The sequence below is a fragment of the Parasegetibacter sp. NRK P23 genome, assembly GCF_023721715.1.
Classification (GTDB): Bacteria; Bacteroidota; Bacteroidia; order Chitinophagales; family Chitinophagaceae; genus Parasegetibacter.
The window spans coordinates 1,293,684-1,312,061 of sequence record NZ_JAMDLG010000001.1; the positions used below are offsets into that span (position 1 = coordinate 1,293,684).

Genomic DNA, 18,378 nt, shown 5'->3' on the forward strand with positions numbered 1-18,378 from the left:
TATTATCTGAAGTTCCATTGTAAACTTAACATCAGCGTTGAAGCGTAATTTTCTCTTTCCACATCGTAACTGGTGAGTACTCCGGCGGTATTGTATACTGATTTCCTTACTTCTTTGGTTTGGGTAAGCAGGTTTTGCCCGGCAAGCCGCACGGCTAATTTTCTGTTCACCGTGTAATTGAGGAACACATCGAGCCGTTGGATATCCGTATTCTCCTTTACTTCGTAGCTGCCATCATCTTTGGTGGTGGGTTCCTGGTTGATGGGTACTTTGTTGAAATTGGCCCCGATACTGAAACGGCGGTTGTTCATCACATATTCAAGTCCGATGTTGTAAACATAATCCGGTTGGTTCTTGAATTTCCGGAGTTGTCCTGTTTTGTTGTCCAGCACTTCCGAGCGGAGGATGGAGTAATTCGCTTTCGGGATGAACTGCCCCACACCTTTTACAGTGATGGCGTAACGCGCATCAAATTCAAAACCCCATACTTTTCCATCTCCCGCGTTTATGGTTTTAGACACAAACCTGTTCGTTGCGGCATCCAGGTTCACCTGCGATTCCATATAGTCGTTCACGTCGCGATAAAAAGCATTCACGCCAAATACGCCCAGTTTCTGTTCTTTTCCGAAGAAGAAATCAAGTCCGGCATCACCACCCAAAGAAGTTTCCGGCTCCAGCAGGGGGTTACCGGCATTATCGGGTTCAGCAATGGTTCCCTTCTTTTCTTCAAGGAAAGGTGTAAGCTGGTCGAACTGGGGACGGCGTACCGTTCTGGCCATGCCCAACCTGAAATTGAGGCTGTTGGAAATGTTGTAGAGGTAATTGAGCGAGGGATTCAGGGTATTGTAGTTATTGCTTCTGGCAACCGCGGTATCGTTTCCGGAATCAGCTTTGAAGTAAGAAGTGTTGCTTCCATTGGTGTACTCCCAACGAATGGCCGGAGTGATAAAATGTTTCGGGGCGATCCAGAATTCATCCATCAGGTAAGCGTTTACACGGTTCTCTTCGGCGAAATACAAATCCTTTACCCCAATTTTATCCGGTGCGCCGTTCTTTGTTTTAGCTTTCGAACGCTCCCTTTTCTTTTGACCCGCTTCGATAGCGGCCTGGACACTGTGTTTGTTCCCTAAAAACTGGTAGGTAACACGGTTGATGAATTCGCGGTCCGATTTATCTTCTGTTTCAGTAGTGGCCTCGGTTTCCACACCTTTGTTGTTATATTTGAAGGCTGTCTTATCTTTTTGTTCTTCGTAAGCCTGATAGATGGGGCGGAAAGTGAAGACATGTTTTTCAGAAGGCCGGAAAGTATAAGTTGCCCGCAGTGCCCAGCCGGTGCGGTCCTTTACTTCGTTGTCGGCCTGGGAAGTAGTATCTATTTTATTCGCGGAATATTTATAGGCGGGTTTTGTAACTCCTTTGTCTTCCTGTGAATACAATAACATGGGGTCGAAGTTGAAACTGTGTTTCGGAGCGATGTTCCAGTTGAGCCGGGGAGCAAAGTTGGCTTCTTTGTACTTTTTCAATTCCATTTCATCTTCACCGGATTGCAGCACACCGTTCTTGAAAGATTCCTTTGTTTTTGCCTTTGGCGCCTCGCGGGTCTGGTAGCCGCCATTCAGCAGGAAGCTGGCGTTTTTGCCGATTGCGTTGCCATATTGCAGGTAGCTGTCGTAAACCGTTCCATGTTCTTCTACTTTTCCCAGGCTGGCGTTCAGGCGGAGGGTCGGGTGAGGCATGGCCTTCTTCAAAACGATGTTAATACTGCCTGCCATCCCCTGCGCATCCATATTGGCGGTGGGTGTGCGAAGAATTTCGATCCGCTCAACCATGTTCAGGGGAATCCGATCCACCTGGAACTCTCTTTTTTCGCCGCCGTCCGGAATCCTTTCTTCATCTATGAGTATTTGGGTGTACTCTTTATCTAATCCTCTGAATTTTACATCTTTAGCTTCGTTTCCTTTGTCCATTACCACACCCGGCAGCGAGCGGAGATAATCCCCGATTGTGGTCAATTCGAAACGTTCAAAATCTTTACTGGTATAAACGAGTTTGGATGAACCGGCATTTTTACGCGCATCAAGGTCGATTACGCTACGAACAACAACTTCCACGAGGTCGTTGGTTTGGGCGGAATCCACTTTTTTCTGCGCGGATACGTCTATAAAAAACAAAGATGTGAGCAGGGAAAGCAGCAGCTTTTTCATTCAGGGGAGCATTTCAGGCTGCGAAGTTGCGCATAGTTCTACCGGAAGCTTTACAGAATCGGGAAAATGCCTTTACGAGATCGGGAAAATTTTATGTGAAGTGCTGTTGCTCTGATTATTTAAAACGGCGTTTTGCTGAGTTATGTAAAAGGCATTTCGCTGTTCTAAGAAGAAGAAGGTTATTAAACAGCATACCGAAATACAAACGCCGTACCTCTACCCATCAAAATCAACTTGTACACATTGTAGGGCTATCCGGGACAAAGTGTTTTTCTTAAACTCAATATTAGAACCAAAGGCTTCAAATGAAGAACGGGGTAGAAACCCCGCTCCGTGATTATAAAACCTATAAATGACTGCTTAATTGAGTCATGAAATTAGATATTTATCGGAAATCAAGAAATAGTTTTCCGTTCATCTCAAAATTTTTGCGTTTCCTTTGCAATTCATCTAAGAAAAAGGCTTATCAACTTGCCTTGACGGCAGTTTTAAACTTCTCAATAGCAATTTTACTATACTCGCTCAGGATAAGTCTGCCGCTGATCGCCGCCCGCTCCTTCAGCAGTTCATCCCAATGCTCGGTTCCTTTCCAGAAGATTTTCTTCATCTCCCGCATAGCCTCCGGATAAGAATGGGATAAGGTGTTCGCCAAACGTGCAATTGACTCATCCATATTTTCGATGCTTTCATGCACTTCAGCGAAGAGGCCTTTTCGTTTGGCCCACTCTGCATTGCGCCAGTGGGTGGCATCAATCGCGAGTTGGCTGAAGGCGGATGTTCCTATTTTTCTTTCCACCGCAGGTCCCACCACGAAGGGGCCAATACCTACGGCCAGTTCGCTCAGTTTCACATCCACGTTGTTCCAGGCGATACAATAGTCGGTGGCTGCCGCAAGTCCTACGCCTCCGCCCACACACTTACCCTGTATGCGGCCAATGATGAACTTGGGGCATTTGCGCATGGCATTGATCACTTCCGCAAACCCTGTGAAAAACCTTCTTCCCTCTTCTTCATTTCTGATATTCGCCAGTTCGTCAAAAGAAGCGCCGGAACAGAATACCGATTCTCCCTCCGAACGGAGGATAATCACTTTCGTACCGGCATCACTTCCCGCAGCCGAAACTGCCACAGCCAGTTCATGCAGAATTTTGGAAGGAAGTGCGTTTCCCTGTGGATGATAAAATTCTATGGTGGTGATGCCGTGTTCGGTTTCCACCTTAACATGTCCGTCCTGAATTGTCTGTATCATAGGTTGCCATTTTGATAATAATTTACAAATTCGCCGGATCATTTACCAGCTTTCCTGATTTTTTAACATTACCATGGTCAAAATGGTTGCGATGGCCACAGGCTCATTCAGTTCATCATTCACCTCCACCAGCCATTTTACGATGCCCCTGGCGGTGTCGCCAGGTTCCTTTTTTTCCTGCCTTAGTTTTTCTTTACAGGTTAGTTTTACACCGATCGTGCTTCCTGCATAAACCGGCTTCAGAAAACGGCATTCCTCTAAGCCATAATTCAACATCACCGGGCCTTTCTTCGCATCCACAAATAACCCGGCCGCGGCACTCAGGATAAAATAGCCGTGCGCCACCGGCCTTTCAAACAAAGTTCCTTCCAGGGATGTATGATCGGTATGGGCATAAAAATGATCCCAGCTAACATTCGCGAAGTTCACGATATCCGCTTCTGTTACTGTTCTTTTGTGTGTAACCAGTGTGTCTCCGATTTCCAGTTCTTCGAAATATTTTCTGAACGGGTGCTTTTCATCTTCTTTACCAGGACTGCCGGGCTGATAAGTTCCTGTTATGGCCGTCAGCATTTCCGGCGCGCCCTGCACGGCCACCCGCTGCATATAATGCCTGATACCGCGCAATCCTCCCATTTCCTCTCCTCCCCCGGCACGCCCCGGACCTCCATGCACCAGCAGCGGTAATGGCGATCCATGACCGGTACTTTCTTTGGCACAGGTCCGGTTCAATACCAATATCCTCCCATGGTGTGTTCCCGCCCCCACCACAAAATCCGTTGCGATCCCTGGGTCATTCGTGACCACAGAGCAGACCAGTGATCCCTTTCCCATCCTTGCCAGTTCAATAGCATCGGGCAATGCTTTGTAGGGCATAATGGTACTTACCGGTCCAAAAGCCTCCACCTCATGTATTGCTTGAGACTGGAATGGTGTCCTGTTCATTAATAACAAAGGACTTACAAAAGCGCCAGTTTGCGGATCAGCATCTACCACGGTAACTTCCTCCATGTTTCCATAAACCAGTTCAGCCTGCTTCAAAAGTTTTTGTACCTGCTGTTTGAGTTCCTCCCGTTGCGCCTGTCCGGCAAGTGCACCCATGCGTACTTTTTCATTCAACGGGTTGCCGATAGTGGTTTGCTGTAAAGCGGTGCCAATGTCTTTCCACGCGGCTTCCATCAGCGCTTCAGGAACGAATATTCTTCGGATGGCCGTACATTTCTGACCCGCCTTCGCCGTCATTTCTTTCCGCACCTCCTTTACAAAGAGTTCCCATTCCGGGGTTCCGGGCGTAGCATCAGCACCAAGTACCAGACAGTTTAAGGAATCCGCTTCCATATTAAAGGGGACATTCTCAGCAAGTATGCGCGGATGCGATTTTAATTTCACTCCTGTAACCGCGGATCCGGTGAAGGTGACCACATCCTGCGCCTCCAGGTGATCGAGCAGGTCACCGGCGCTGCCACACAACAATTGCAGGGCGCCATCAGGCAATATACCCGAAGCAATGATCTCTTTAACCACCACCTCGGTGAGGTAACAGGTAACAGTGGCGGGTTTCACAACAGCGGGCATTCCGGCCAGCAGGTTTACGGCGATCTTTTCAAGCATGCCCCACACGGGGAAGTTGAATGCATTGATGTGCACCGCCACACCGGTTTTGGGAATAAGCAGGTGCTGCGCGGAAAATTGTCCGGCCTTACCCAGCATATGGGTTTCGCCATCGGTACAATAGGGAAGATCAGGCAACTTTCTCCTTAAAGAAGCATAAGAGAAAAGGTTCCCGATTCCACCTTCGATATCGATCCAGCTATCGGCGCGGGTAGCGCCTGTTTTGTAACTTACTTCGTAAAACTTCTCCTTTTTTTCCTGAAGATGGACCGCAAGCGCTTTCAACATTCTGCCCCGCTCCTGGAAACTCATTTTGCGGAGCACGGTATTTCCTTTTGAACGGGCATATTGTAAAACGGCATTCATATCCACTCCTTTTGTAGAGGCGTGCCCTATCAAGGTTCCATCCACAGCATTAAAAAGTGGCTGGCCCTGGTCTTCACCGGGTATCCATTTCCCTGAAACATAATTCTGAATAATCATACGGCAAATTTTCTTCTTAAATATACTCCTTCCCGGGTTTGATGGTGATATCTGTTCCATCAACCCCGCGACTTTCTTCACCAACCCGAAAGTAGCATTTCCCGGAATGACAAAATACAGGAGGGTGTTTTTCGGTGGGGAAGGGGGTGTTAAAACGGTGTATGCCGGATTTTGTTAAACCGGAGGAATGGGGAGAAATTCCGGGTGGTCGGTGCCACCGACGTTGTTTTCCGGTGTGGTACGCCGTAATATTTTACGCGGTGTTCGGTTTTTTCCCCGTTGAATTAAGGGTGATTTCACGGAGGCTTTTCTGGAAAGCGCATGTTGTGTGGCTTGTGATTTATTGCTCGCGACGGCGCTACGACGCAGCCCCTTGATTAGAAAGGAAGCACTTTTTAAGGGAATAGGAGTTGGCTATCGGGAGAATACAGGCATAAAAAAAACGCATCGGTAACGATACGCTTTTTAAGTAATGTATAAAATGATCAGATGGCCTCTTCCATTCTGACATCTATTTGTTTGCAAAGTGCATCGAAGATTTCGTCCACAGAGCCTTCACCTTTAATGGATTCCACCTTATCAAATTGGCGGTAGTAGTCGGCTACGGCGGAAGTTTTCGCGTGGTATTCCACAATTCTCGCACGTACGATTTCTTCACTGGTATCGTCGCTTCTTCCAGAGGTTTTTCCCCTGTTCAGCAGGCGTTTCACGAGTTCTTCCTCAGACACTTCCAGGGCGAGCACCACGGCGATCTCTGTTTTTTTGAGCGAAAGCAACTTATCCAGCGCTTCAGCCTGTGCTGTGGTGCGGGGGAAACCATCAAATAAAAAGCCGGCTGCTTCAGGATTCGCTTCCAGGGCGGAACTGATCATACCGATCACCACTTCGTCCGGAACGAGTTGTCCTTTGTCCATGAAACTTTTCGCTTCCAGTCCAAGCGCCGTTTGTCCCGCAATTTCACTGCGCAGGATATCCCCTGTAGACAGGTGTTTTAACCCGTACTTCTTTATCAGGTTTTCAGACTGCGTTCCCTTGCCACTGCCCGGAGGGCCGAATAGAATTAAATTGAACATGTTTTTAACTTGCAGATTGAGTGGACAAATATACCCGAACTTGATTAAAAAAAGGTTACATTTTTAGTTTTATAGTTGCATAAACCATCAGAAAATCAAACGGCCTTGCTCATTACTCTAAAAATCACTGGATTTGTTTGATATTTTTCAAATTCAACTGCTGATTTCAAGGTTCTGTTAAAGAAGTTTCTTTGCAACATCTCTCCGAACCACCCTTCCGTATGTTTGTTATCATTGTTTAAATTTACAGGAATGAAATTCACCACCTTAATGCTGGTACCTTTGTTGTTCGCACAATGTTCGTATTCCCAGCAAAAGCCCAAAAAAGATTCCACCATGCAATCAGAAGAAAAAAAGATAGCGTCCTATTCCCGCACAGATTCCTCAAAAGTTGAAATGACCGAAGAAGAATGGAAAAAAGTCCTTCCAACCGATGTGTTCCAGATCGCCAGGATGAAGGGAACGGAAAGGCCCTTTACCAGTAAATACGAAACCTCCAAAGAGATTGGCACATATTATTGCCGCGCCTGCGGAAACGCGCTTTTTAAAAGCGATACCAAATTTGAAAGCGGCTGCGGCTGGCCAAGTTTTTATGAGCCGGTGAGCAAAGGTTCTATCATTTACACCCCGGATCATTCTCACGGAATGGTGCGGACGGAAGTACAATGCGGACGTTGCAAGGCTCACCTGGGGCATGTATTTGAAGATGGTCCCCCGCCTACGGGTTTGCGTTATTGTATTAACGGTGTGATATTGGATTTTGAAAAGAAGAAATAGTTCATGTTTAAATAAAAGCTTATTACTCCCTGTAATAGGCTTTTTATTTGCTTCTTATCAAATAAATAAGTAAGCTTGTGCTTGGCTAATTTAGAATTAGCATTCACTCGATATTTAACCTTAAACCTTTCTTATGCAAAAAAGCGTATACCTCTATCTTATCGGTTTATTCTACATCTTTTCAGCATGTAAAAAACAGTCTGGTGCTCAACGTGCCCCTGAACAAAATCTTTCTGAGACTTCTCCCCAAATTATAAGTATCACTACTGACAAAAGAACTTTAGCCGAAATAAAGGCTGGTACACCTTCACCTTTTAACCGCAACATTAACCCCAGTATCTATGTATACTAAGCTGGGCACCATAAGCAACTATGTTTGTGCTTATACGGGATTTTCTCAGGGAACAACATCAGGCACCTGTGAAGCTGGAGCCTATGCTCATTTTATGGAAGAAAGGACAATGGCCAAATCGGCAACTGTGGATATGGAGTTTTCAGCAGGATTCGATGCGGCTGGTGTTAATGTAGGAGGTACTGCATCAGGAGGTTGGACTATAAGTTATGTCGCAAATTCTCCAACTGATTATACAATTAATATGAATGCGATCTTATCCTCCCCTTCAAATATTAATGTAGACTTGTCCGATCCAAGTTTAGCAGGATATTGGATGCAATTAAATTTACCATTTCCAAACGCTGAGCTTTACGTTCAGGGCGTTGCGCACGGGATCATGAGGAATTAATTTTTCAAGCTCAATAAAATTAAAAGAAGGGCATCAAACGTTGCTCAACTTCAAAGGCGATTCTATGAAAATCCTCTGTAACCTTATTCTTGCTCTTCTATTTGTTACATGTGGTGCTAAAAAATCTGAGCCAATAATGCCCCACGGAGAATATCGGTTCCAATATGTTCGAGGGTATTATTTCATGGATACTGATGAAAAAACATGGGTGCGCGCGCACGAAATGGAAAAAAACTACAGTGTTTACAACAAGTCAAAAATGACAGTTTAATACTCCTGTGTTCTCCAAATAGAAATAAAAATCTGATATACACCTGTAAGAGAATTAGTCAGGATAAAAACCTTGAAGCCCGGCGTAAGTTACCGGCCAACTACCTCGATTTTGCACTGGTAGGCGTTTATGAAGATGATATTCTCCCTGAGTTTTATGATGTTTTTTATTATTCTACTAAAAGAGAAGCATTAATGCTTCAAAGACAAAGTGATATTGGCGTTATTGACCAGATGGTAATTTATATGAATGCAAAGGATACGAGCAACCCCTTCCACAATGTAATACAGGATTTTAATATGCCCCGCAAAACCCGTTCTTACAACATAAAGGTTTCCCCAGGAAACCAGGCAAACAAATGAAAGGCATTGTTAAAAACGCTTCACTAACCTTTAAAAGCCTTTATTTAACGAAACTATTGTAACCTTTGAATTAATTTTGGTCCTATCCTTAATCACCAAAATACATTCATCATGAACCGTATTTTACTCACTGCACTCCTGGTTTGTTCCGGCGCCCTGACAATGGCCCAAAACCTTGCGCCCGATCAGAATCCCAACTTCGCTCAAAGTCGTGATAAATACATGAAGCTGGCCGACTCGTTGAATAGTTACCAGTCTACTACGGCTCAAAATACCTATAAGGCGATTGATTTCCTCGCTGATAAAGCAGAAGCGCGGGAAGAACGCCGTGAGTTCCGGCAACAAAGAAGGCTGGAAAGAATAAGGTGGAACAATTACGACAATTGGAACAACCGTTACTACGATGATTACTATTTCCGTGGAAACCGTTTCAACAATTACTACTACCGGCCTTACCGTAACTCCTGGAACAACCCGGTAACCTGGGGCACCATCGGATCCCCATTCTTCTGGCATTGGATGTTCAGATAAGCTAAATTTCAAATCAACATTTAATTATACGTTCAGTTAATTGAACCCAGATCCTTAATTGTACAGCTCATGAAAAATTTTCTTTACGCAACATTGCTCGCTACTTCAGCACTCTCTTTCGTTTCCTGCAGCAGGAACGTAACCCGTATCGACAGTTCAGAACAGATTGACCTCAGCGGCCGCTGGAACAATACCGATTCAAGGCTCACCGCAGAAGAAATGACCGGAGATGTACTCCGTGCCGATTGGGTCACCAACCACATGCAGGCCAAAGGAAAGAAACCCGTTGTGATTGTAGGTATGGTACAGAACAAGAGCCACGAACATATTGAAGCCGAAACCTTCGTGAAAGATGTGGAAAGAAGTTTCATCAGCAGCAATAAAGTGGGCCTGGTGCAGGGCGGAAAGAAAAGGGAAGAACTGCGCGCTGAAAAAGCCGACCAGCAAACCAACGCGTCAGCTTCTACCATGAAGAAATTCGGCCTGGAGAACGGTGCGGATTATATCCTGCAAGGCTCCATCAACTCCATCGTGGATTCCCACAAAAGAAAGAAAGTGGTGTACTACCAGGTGAACCTTGAGCTCACCAATATTGAAACCAACGAAGTAGTGTGGATTGGCGATAAGAAGATCGCCAAATACGTGAAAAATTAACGCCCGCAAAAGCATTTCCCATGCGATTGTTATTTACGATAGCAAGGGTACCGGCACTCCTGGTGTTGGTACCTTTCTTGTTTTCCTGCGGGAGTTACAACCAGAAAATACAAAAGTATTATTCACAGATGGAAGCCGGCCGTTTCAACAACGCCTTCCGAACACTGGATGATATTAAGTTTCTGCAAAAACCCAGGAACCTGTTCCTGTATTATGCCGAAAAAGGCCGTATGGCCCACCTGATGGGACTCTACGACAGTAGCAACCGCTTCCTCAATGAAGCGGACCGCATCGCGGAAATCCGGTACAAAGATGCCGCCGATGTTACCAAAGGAACGATCCTTAACCCGATGATGCAAACTTATCGCGGCGAACCTTTCGAACGTTTCATGCTGCATTATTACAAGGCCCTGAACTACACCTATCTTGGCAGAACCGAAGAAGCGCTGGTGGAAGCCCGCCGTATTTCGCTGGCCACCAACGACCAGATGGATCAGACCAATGAAAAAGAGAACCGCTACAGCAGAGACGCTTTTTCACTGAACCTCCAGGGTATCATCTATGAATCAGCCGGAGACATGAACAACGCGTTCATCTCCTACCGGAATGCCGTGGAAACTTACCTCACGCAGAAAGACAGCACCTGGTACGGCGTCACCATCCCGCAGCAACTAAAGGAAGATTTACTAAGAACCGCGCACGCCAATGGTTTCACCACTGAGCAGGAACGTTTTGAAAAAATGTTCGGCATGACATATGATCCCTCCAAAGCTCCGGAAGGCGGCGCATTGGTGGTGTTCATGGAAAGTGGCCGGGCTCCCGTGAAAGAAGAAGAGAACCTGTTCTTTTCCCTCGTGAAAGGAGCGGGAGGCGCTTTCTTTTTTACGGATCCGACAGGTGCGTTCAATATTCCTTTTGATGTGGCGCGTTACAACAACAACAGCACTGACATCGGCGACCTGCGCACTTTCCGTGTGGCACTGCCGAAATACATGGTAACCAGTTCCACGCCATCGAATGGAGTCATCTCTCTGAACGAGCAGGGTTATCAGCCGGAAATGGTGCAGAACATCAATGCCGTGGCTATAGAAACGATGAAAGAACGCAGGTTAAAGGATATAACTGCCGCGCTCACACGACTGGCCATTAAGAAACTCGCGGAAAGTGGTGCACGGGCCGCTAGTGAATCCATCGCCAAAAGCAACAGCAAGAAAAAAGATGAAAACAAAAAAGAAGAGAACGCCGAAGCCGTGGGCGCCGCAGTAGGCTTGCTTTTCCAGGCGCTGGCCCTTGCCTCGGAAAAAGCCGACACCCGTAACTGGCAAAGCCTCCCCGCATTTATTGAATACACCAGGATTCCTTTGCAGAAAGGCCCCAACAAATTAAGTATCGGGCAAAAAGGATATGCCTCGCCGAAAGTACTGGAAATAGAAGGTTCTGGCGGATTACAGGTAAGAAACTTCAGGTTCTGATAAGATAATTACAAATAAAAATGGGGCACGCCTTCCGGTATGCCCCATTTTTGTTTTATGTCGTCAGCGATTAAGCTTTTGCGAGCGCGATGTTCACGGTCACATCCACATCATCTCCTACAGCGGCACCGCCGCCTTTGATGTTGTATTCAGTGCGGTCGATGGTGGTAGTCGCTTTGAAGCCGGCTTTTACGCCGCGGGCGGTACTGTTTTGTCCATTGTAGGTAACATCGAACGTTACTGTTTTGGTAACGTCTTTAACAGTCAGTTGACCGGTCAGCGTGTACTTCTTTCCACCGGCGGGCTTGAAGGAAGTACTTACAAATTTGATGGTGGGGTATTTTTCCACGTCGAAGAAATCAGCTTTTTTGAGGTGGTTGTCGCGTCCTTCATTGTTGGTGTTGGCGGAAGCCGCGTCGATGGTGAAGGTGATCTTCGCGTCGGAGAAATCTTCTTTGGTGTGTTCGAAAGTGCCGTCGAACGTTTTGAAGTTACCATCCACTTCTGAAACCAGCAGGTGGGTAACGGTGAATTTCACGCCGGAATGGGACTTGTCCAGTTTCCAAACGATAGGTGTCTGGGCAGATGCTGTTGTCTGAACTTTTTTTGCGGGAACAACGGGACCGGCCACGAAAGAGGAAACGGCAACCCCTGCGATCAGCAGTGAAGTAGCTACTTTAAGGTGTTTGTTCATGTTCAATTGTTGATTTGTGGGCAAATTACTATAAAAACTAAGATGTTGGTGTTTAGACGTTAATCGATGGGAACCTTTGCGGGATGGATGAATTTAATTTAAATTGTACCTTCTTTCAGATCAAAAACCAAACACATGAGAAATTTGCGCCATTCTGTGGCCCTTGTTTTCCTATTTGCCGGCGCGCAGGCGCAACAGGTTTCACCTGCGGCCATGAAAAGCTGGAAACCGAGAAACATCGGCCCGGCAGGAATGAGTGGTCGTATCACCACCATCGATGCACTCGCTTCCGACCCCAACACCATTTATGTGGGCGCCGCTTCGGGCGGGGTTTGGAAAACCACCTCCGGTGGTGCGGCCTGGACGCCGGTCTTCGACGATCAGCCCATCCTCAACATCGGCTCCTTAGCCATTCAGCAAAACAATCCTTCGGTAGTATGGGTGGGCACGGGCGAGGGTAACCCCCGGAATTCCGTGAGCCTGGGAGAAGGCATCTACAAAACCCTTGACGGGGGCAATACCTGGAAGTGTATGGGCCTGGAAAAAACCAGGAACATCCACCGGGTACTGATTGATCCGCAGTCGCCCAATACCGTGTATGCGGGCGCCATCGGCAACCCGTTTGCAGCGCACCCCGAACGGGGCGTATTCAAAACAACCGACGGCGGTACCACCTGGAATAAAATCCTCTATACCAACGACAGCTCAGGCGTAGGCGATATGGTGATGGACCCATCCAACCCCAATAAGTTACTGGTGGCCATGTGGCAACATTTCCGTACGCCCTACAGTTTTAAAAGCGGCGGTAAAGGCAGTGGTCTTTACCTCACCTTCGACGGTGGAAAAACATGGGAGAAACTGGGAAAAGAACACGGATTACCCGAAGGAGATTACGGCAGGATTGGCCTTACCATTTCACGGAGCAACCCCAACCGCATTTACGCCCTGGTGGAAGCCACAAAAAATGGTTTGTACCAGACCGATGACGGCGGAAAACACTGGACCCTCGTGAACAGCGACCCGCAATGGGTCACCAACCGCCCATTTTACTTCCAGGAAATATTCTGTGATCCGCAGAACGAGAACAGGCTCTGGCTCATCTACCAACAGGTAGCCGTGAGCGAAGACGGGGGCAAATCCTTCAGTACGGTGCTGCCCTACAGCGGAATTCACCCCGATCACCACGCTTTCTGGATCAATCCCAATAACGGAAACTTCGTACTGGACGGCAACGACGGGGGCATCGGCATTTCCCGCGACCGCGGAAAATCCTGGCAGTTCGATGAAAAACTTCCCGTAGGACAATTCTACCATATCGCAGTAGACAATCAAATGCCCTACAATGTAATGGGCGGCATGCAGGACAATGGCTCCTGGCACGGCCCGGCCTATACCTGGATCAATGGCGGCATTAAAAACTACTATTGGCAAAGTATATGGGGTGGCGACGGGTTCGATATGATGCCCGACGCGGAAGATCCCAACTGGGTGTACGCCATGAGCCAGGGCGGCAGCGTGGGCAGGTACCATATCCCCACAGGCGAACGCTGGAACATCAAACCCCTTTCCCCGGATACCAACACCGTGCTGCGTTTCAACTGGAACGCCGCCATAGCACAGGATCCGTTCGATCCCAAAACAATTTATTTCGGAAGCCAGCTGCTCCATAAAAGCACCAACAAAGGTGCCACCTGGACCGTGATTTCTCCGGACCTCACCACCAACAATAAACAACAACAGGACCAGAGTGAGAACGGTGGTCTTTCCCTCGACATCACCAGCGCTGAAAACTACAATACCATCATCTGCATCGCCCCTTCTTTCAAAGAGAAAGAGGTGTTGTGGGTGGGTACCGATGATGGCAATGTTCAACTTACGCGCGATGGTGGTAAAACCTGGACGAATTTCAGAAACAAAATAGCGGGTATGCCCACAGGAAGCTGGATACCGCAGATCAGAGCCTCCAGGCACAATGCGGGCGAAGCATGGGTGGTGGCCAACGATTACCGCCGCGGCGACATGAAGCCCTATGTTTTCCGCACCACGGATTACGGCAAAACATGGACACGCATTGTAGATGAGAAAAAAGTTACCGGATACGCGCTCACGGTCTTGCAGGATCCTGTGGAACCCAACCTGGTTTTCGTGGGTACGGAACAGGGGCTTTGGGTGAGCCTGGATGGCGGCGCTACTTTCTCCCAATGGAAGAACGGCTATCCTTCTGTATCTACCTACGACCTTGCGATCCAGGAAAGAGAGGCCGACCTGGTGATCGCTACCTTCGGAAGGGCTTTATGGGTACTTGATGACATCAGGCCCTTGCGTGGACTGGCACAGGGCAAAGGAAAGTCCCCGGCTTCCGCCCTCAAAGTATTCGCGGCACCTGATGCCATACAGGCGCAGTTCAGAAACGCGCCGGGCTACGAATGGAGCACGATGGGATTGTACGATGCCGAGAACCGTCCCCGCGGAGCGGCCATCTCCTATTATATTCCGAAGAAAGAAAAAGCAGATTCGATGGTGCGTGTAAGCATTTACAATGCGCAGAACGAACGCATCCGCAGCCTGAGCTGGGACGCCGATTCCGGACTGAACAGGCGGTACTGGGGCATGGAAGAGCGTGGATTCCGTGCACCCGGCGGATTTGCCGGCAGAGGTGGCGGACGTGGAGGAGCAATGGGTGGCGGAAGAAATGCTGAACCCGGCGGCTGGCAAGCACTTCCGGGAACCTACAAACTCGTTTTGGAATATGCCGGATCAAAAGATTCCACCACCATTAACCTGTTGGACGATCCACGGTTAGGAAACAGGAACGAAGTGAAACTCGCACAACGCGCCATGCTCACGAGGCTGCGGAAATCTGGCGACTCCCTTTCGGCGGGTATGGAAAAACTGACCGCCGCTGAAGAAAGCATGAAAAAAGTGGAAGCGGCCTTCGCAGGACAACGTACCGCGGTAGCTGACTCTATCGTTGCGGCAGGAAAGAAACTGGCGGCCGACATCAAAGCCTTCCGGGAAGAACTGAATGGCGTGCAACGTGAACGACAAGGCTACGGCAATGTGCCGCAGGTAACCATTATGAGCGAACTTTCAGAAGCCAACCAGGCGATCACCGCCCGGCCATTGGCACCCGGCGCTTACGAAGAACAACAAGTGGTAGAAGCGGAACTGAAAATAGCGGCATGGGTAAAGAAAGTTAACGCATGGGCCAGCGGACCATTAAAAGCTTACCAGGCACTGGTGGAAAGCGGTAAACCCAGGTTCTTCCGATAACCGGGATCATCCAGCGAAACAGCCTATACATCCATTTTTTCTTTTGAAGCGCGCCGGTAATATGTAAATTGCCCGGCGCGCTTTTTTGCGCCTAACCGAACTAAAAACACTTTGATGCAACCTACTTTGAGCCATCTGGCTGAAACACTGATCGGATCAGAAATTGTGAAGCTGGCCGGAGATATCCGGGAAAAAATGAAACAGGGCGAGAACATCTACAATTTCACCATCGGTGATTTTGACCCGAATATCTTCCCGATACCACAGGTCCTGGAAGAAGAAATTCATAACGCCTACAAAAAGCACCTCACCAATTACCCCGCGGCGGATGGTGAAGCCGACCTGCGTCGTGCCATCGGTGATTTCATACGAAGGAAAGAAGGAATTGATTACGCAGACAATGAAATTCTCGTTGCGGCCGGCGGCCGTCCGCTGATCTATACGCTTTACCGGGCCATTGTAGATAAGGGCGACAAGATCATTTACGCCGTACCGTCCTGGAACAATAACCACTACGTGCACTTCAATGAAGGCGTGCATTGCATTATCCAGGCGAAGCCGGAAAACAACTTCATGCCCACAGCGGAAGATATCGCGCCACATATTGAAGGCGCCACGCTGATCGCGCTTTGTTCTCCGCAAAACCCTACCGGCACCACGTTCTCTAAAGATGCGCTTGAAAAAATATGCGACCTCGTGATAGCGGAAAACAAACGCAGGGGCCCATCCGATAAAAAATTGTACATCATGTTCGACCAGATGTACTGGACACTTACTTACGGTGATACCCAACATTACAACCCAGTTTCCCTGCGCCCCGAACTGAAAGACTGCACCATATTCGTGGACGGCGTCTCCAAGGCATTCGCGGCCACAGGCGTAAGGGTGGGCTGGTCGCTGGGACCCGCACCTGTGATCGCAAAAATGAAATCCATCCTTTCGCACGTAGGCGCGTGGAGCCCGATGGCGGAGCAGAAAGCCACCGCGGCTTTCCTGAACCAACCGGAAGCAGTGGACGCTTACCTAGAACACTTTAAAAAAGAGTTGGAAGAACGGCTTACAGGTATCTATAAAGGATTCGCTGATCTTAAACAACAAGGTTTTCCCGTAGATGCCATCGCACCGCAAGCCGCCATATACCTTACGGTTCAAATCAACCTCGTGGGTAAAACCACCGCCGATGGCCTTGAACTGAACACCCAACAGGATGTTACGGCTTATATATTGAACGAGGCGAAACTGGCTTTGGTGCCGTTCCAGTTCTTCGGTACCGGAAGTGCGCCCTGGTACAGGCTAAGTGTGGGCACCTGTAAAAAAGAAGAAATACCAGCGATGCTGGAAAAGCTGAAACAAGCGCTGCAAAAACTGAAGTAATAAAAAAGGGCCGTTCTCACGGCCCTTACTTTTTAATTTTTATTGAAGATGAACTCAAATGCCTTGAAGTCTCTTTTCTGAATAATGTTCCTGATCTGGTGCGGCTTCTCCACAATCTTATACCTGTTCATGTCGATCACTTCATGCGCGACACAAAAACTGTCAATGGATTCTGCATCATACAGCATCTCATTCAGTTTTTCCACCTCATGTTCGATGGCCTGTTCGTTCATGTATTCATCTTTCACTAGAACAAGCAAATCTCGGTTCGGAGCTCTCATACACCATTAGAATTTAATATCCAACCATGCCCTTTCTGACATTACAACCGCAGCTGCTCTTTTTGCTCGCGGAACAGGAGGACATTACAGATATGCTACTAATCAATAACACCCCAAGGAGCAACCGGTTCATTTTAGTCATAAATTCGGTTTTTCAAAGTAAACTATTTTCTAAGATATATATTTCGTTAGAATTGCCAAATATTTCTTCTTTACATGTTTCCGCTTACAAACCCGTAATCCTTGTGGCGCCAATGGACTGGGGTTTAGGGCATACCACCAGGTGCATCCCCCTGATTACCATACTCAAAAGTATTGGTTGTGAAGTAATTACCGCCGGAACAACTGAAACGGAAAAGGTTTTTCAACGGGAATTTCCCGGCACCGAGCACCTGTTGCTGCCTTCTTATGGTATCCGTTACGGGCATGGAAACAACGCTATGGGGTGGCGATTTTTGGGGCGAATGCCGAAAATATTGACAAAAATCAAAGAAGAAAGGGAAATCATTCGCGCTTTTGCGGAAAAGCGGCAGGTGCATGGCATCATCTCCGACAACCGCTTTGGATGTTATCATTCCAAAATACCTTCCGTTTTTATCACCCATCAGCTCTCGTTGAAAACACTTTTTGGTGGACCGGTGGATGCACTGGCCACCAGGATGAACTTACACCTGATCAGCCGGTTCCAACAGATATGGATACCCGATAACGAAGAGGCGCCATCGCTTGCCGGAACACTTGCTCATCCGGAACGGAAGTTACCTGTACCCGCAATATATGGTGGTCCTCTAACACGGTTGAAACAATTAAATACAAATCAACCATTATACAGGTTTCTTTTCCTCCTCTCCGGTCCGGAACCACAGCGAAGTATATTCGAAGAAATGGTGAGGCGGCAATCTGCCCGGCTGCAGGGGGAAATGCTCCTGGTAAGAGGTATTGCAAACGGGAGTGACCATATCGTAAAAGAAGGACAACTGCATGTGGTGGATTTCGCCGACAGTACCGCACTTTCTTCCTTCCTTGCCGCATCGGAAATGGTGGTGGCGCGCAGCGGCTATACTACAGTGATGGACCTCGCTTCGCTCGGAAAGAAAGCACTATTCGTTCCCACACCCGGCCAAACCGAACAGGAATACCTCGCCAGACACCTTTCGGAACAAGGGTTGTTTTACAGCACCTCACAGAAAGATTTTCACTTGCAGGACGCGGTTCAAAAAGCGGAAACATTTTATCGTGAAAACACCGGTTCCATCCATTTATCTTCCAGATGGGAAACGATATTGCAACAATGGGTGAATAGTCTGATGCTGAATTGATCGTGCC

General features: G+C 47.8%; 15 protein-coding genes. 9 read left to right on the forward strand and 6 right to left on the reverse strand.

Going from position 1 to position 18,378, the window contains the following annotated elements; genetic code table 11:
• Nucleotides 1–2 precede the first annotated feature (2 nt).
• The 4 genes from M4J38_RS05195 to M4J38_RS05210 all read right to left on the reverse strand — a co-directional run bounded on the left by M4J38_RS05195 (nt 3) and on the right by M4J38_RS05210 (nt 6,620).
• Nucleotides 3–2,204, reverse strand: a complete 2,202-nt coding sequence (locus M4J38_RS05195; RefSeq protein WP_251758472.1) for a TonB-dependent siderophore receptor — start codon at nt 2,202–2,204, stop codon at nt 3–5.
• Nucleotides 2,205–2,670: 466 nt separating this feature from the next.
• Complete coding sequence (locus tag M4J38_RS05200) at nt 2,671–3,453, reverse strand: enoyl-CoA hydratase/isomerase family protein (protein WP_251758473.1); 783 nt, start codon at nt 3,451–3,453, stop codon at nt 2,671–2,673.
• Nucleotides 3,454–3,495: 42 nt separating this feature from the next.
• Complete coding sequence (gene paaZ, locus M4J38_RS05205; RefSeq protein ID WP_251758474.1) at nt 3,496–5,547, reverse strand: phenylacetic acid degradation bifunctional protein PaaZ; 2,052 nt, start codon at nt 5,545–5,547, stop codon at nt 3,496–3,498.
• 485 nt (nt 5,548–6,032) lie between these two features.
• Complete coding sequence (locus tag M4J38_RS05210; RefSeq protein WP_251758475.1) at nt 6,033–6,620, reverse strand: adenylate kinase; 588 nt, start codon at nt 6,618–6,620, stop codon at nt 6,033–6,035.
• 252 nt (nt 6,621–6,872) lie between these two features.
• Here M4J38_RS05210 and msrB point away from each other — a divergent pair, with 252 nt between their 5' ends.
• The 6 genes from msrB to M4J38_RS05240 all read left to right on the forward strand — a co-directional run bounded on the left by msrB (nt 6,873) and on the right by M4J38_RS05240 (nt 11,430).
• Entirely contained in the window at nt 6,873–7,397 is a 525-nt protein-coding gene (gene msrB / locus M4J38_RS05215) for a peptide-methionine (R)-S-oxide reductase MsrB (protein ID WP_251758476.1), read from the forward strand.
• Nucleotides 7,398–7,738: 341 nt separating this feature from the next.
• A complete protein-coding gene (locus tag M4J38_RS05220; RefSeq protein WP_251758477.1) occupies nt 7,739–8,140 on the forward strand; it encodes a hypothetical protein in 402 nt (133 codons plus the stop codon).
• 204 nt (nt 8,141–8,344) lie between these two features.
• Nucleotides 8,345–8,773, forward strand: a complete 429-nt coding sequence (locus M4J38_RS05225; RefSeq protein ID WP_251758478.1) for a hypothetical protein — start codon at nt 8,345–8,347, stop codon at nt 8,771–8,773.
• A 111-nt stretch (nt 8,774–8,884) separates the two neighbouring features.
• On the forward strand, nt 8,885–9,304 hold the full coding sequence (locus M4J38_RS05230) for a hypothetical protein (protein WP_251758479.1): 420 nt from the start codon (nt 8,885–8,887) through the stop codon (nt 9,302–9,304).
• A 69-nt stretch (nt 9,305–9,373) separates the two neighbouring features.
• Nucleotides 9,374–9,958 carry a penicillin-binding protein activator LpoB gene (locus M4J38_RS05235; protein ID WP_251758480.1) on the forward strand — a complete coding sequence of 195 codons (585 nt, stop codon included), beginning with the start codon at nt 9,374–9,376 and terminating at the stop codon, nt 9,956–9,958.
• A gap of 20 nt (nt 9,959–9,978) precedes the next feature.
• Nucleotides 9,979–11,430, forward strand: coding sequence for a COG3014 family protein (locus M4J38_RS05240; RefSeq protein ID WP_251758481.1), 1,452 nt, complete (start codon nt 9,979–9,981; stop codon nt 11,428–11,430).
• 70 nt (nt 11,431–11,500) lie between these two features.
• Here M4J38_RS05240 and M4J38_RS05245 read toward each other — a convergent pair whose 3' ends face one another.
• On the reverse strand, nt 11,501–12,124 hold the full coding sequence (locus M4J38_RS05245) for a YceI family protein (RefSeq protein WP_251758482.1): 624 nt from the start codon (nt 12,122–12,124) through the stop codon (nt 11,501–11,503).
• A 135-nt stretch (nt 12,125–12,259) separates the two neighbouring features.
• On the opposite strand from M4J38_RS05245, the gene M4J38_RS05250 reads away from it, so the two are divergent.
• Nucleotides 12,260–15,397 (forward strand): hypothetical protein, encoded by a 3,138-nt coding sequence (locus M4J38_RS05250; protein ID WP_251758483.1) that lies wholly within the window; start codon nt 12,260–12,262, stop codon nt 15,395–15,397.
• Between the two features lie 114 nt (nt 15,398–15,511).
• Complete coding sequence (locus M4J38_RS05255; protein WP_251758484.1) at nt 15,512–16,771, forward strand: pyridoxal phosphate-dependent aminotransferase; 1,260 nt, start codon at nt 15,512–15,514, stop codon at nt 16,769–16,771.
• A gap of 32 nt (nt 16,772–16,803) precedes the next feature.
• On the opposite strand, the gene M4J38_RS05260 is transcribed toward M4J38_RS05255, so the two are convergent.
• Complete coding sequence (locus M4J38_RS05260; protein WP_251758485.1) at nt 16,804–17,052, reverse strand: hypothetical protein; 249 nt, start codon at nt 17,050–17,052, stop codon at nt 16,804–16,806.
• A 254-nt stretch (nt 17,053–17,306) separates the two neighbouring features.
• Between M4J38_RS05260 and M4J38_RS05265 the strand changes: the two genes are divergently transcribed.
• Nucleotides 17,307–18,371, forward strand: a complete 1,065-nt coding sequence (locus M4J38_RS05265) for a glycosyltransferase (RefSeq protein WP_251758486.1) — start codon at nt 17,307–17,309, stop codon at nt 18,369–18,371.
• The last annotated feature ends 7 nt before the right edge of the window (nt 18,372–18,378 follow it).

Coding starts and splice junctions, on each gene's coding strand:
- M4J38_RS05195 (WP_251758472.1), bottom strand. CDS start 2,204: ATGAAAAAGCTGCTGCTTTCCCTGCTCACATCTTTGTTTTTTATAGAC.
- M4J38_RS05200 (WP_251758473.1), bottom strand. CDS start 3,453: ATGATACAGACAATTCAGGACGGACATGTTAAGGTGGAAACCGAACAC.
- paaZ (WP_251758474.1), bottom strand. CDS start 5,547: ATGATTATTCAGAATTATGTTTCAGGGAAATGGATACCCGGTGAAGAC.
- M4J38_RS05210 (WP_251758475.1), bottom strand. CDS start 6,620: ATGTTCAATTTAATTCTATTCGGCCCTCCGGGCAGTGGCAAGGGAACG.
- msrB (WP_251758476.1), top strand. CDS start 6,873: ATGAAATTCACCACCTTAATGCTGGTACCTTTGTTGTTCGCACAATGT.
- M4J38_RS05220 (WP_251758477.1), top strand. CDS start 7,739: ATGTATACTAAGCTGGGCACCATAAGCAACTATGTTTGTGCTTATACG.
- M4J38_RS05225 (WP_251758478.1), top strand. CDS start 8,345: ATGGGTGCGCGCGCACGAAATGGAAAAAAACTACAGTGTTTACAACAA.
- M4J38_RS05230 (WP_251758479.1), top strand. CDS start 8,885: ATGAACCGTATTTTACTCACTGCACTCCTGGTTTGTTCCGGCGCCCTG.
- M4J38_RS05235 (WP_251758480.1), top strand. CDS start 9,374: ATGAAAAATTTTCTTTACGCAACATTGCTCGCTACTTCAGCACTCTCT.
- M4J38_RS05240 (WP_251758481.1), top strand. CDS start 9,979: ATGCGATTGTTATTTACGATAGCAAGGGTACCGGCACTCCTGGTGTTG.
- M4J38_RS05245 (WP_251758482.1), bottom strand. CDS start 12,124: ATGAACAAACACCTTAAAGTAGCTACTTCACTGCTGATCGCAGGGGTT.
- M4J38_RS05250 (WP_251758483.1), top strand. CDS start 12,260: ATGAGAAATTTGCGCCATTCTGTGGCCCTTGTTTTCCTATTTGCCGGC.
- M4J38_RS05255 (WP_251758484.1), top strand. CDS start 15,512: ATGCAACCTACTTTGAGCCATCTGGCTGAAACACTGATCGGATCAGAA.
- M4J38_RS05260 (WP_251758485.1), bottom strand. CDS start 17,052: ATGAGAGCTCCGAACCGAGATTTGCTTGTTCTAGTGAAAGATGAATAC.
- M4J38_RS05265 (WP_251758486.1), top strand. CDS start 17,307: ATGGACTGGGGTTTAGGGCATACCACCAGGTGCATCCCCCTGATTACC.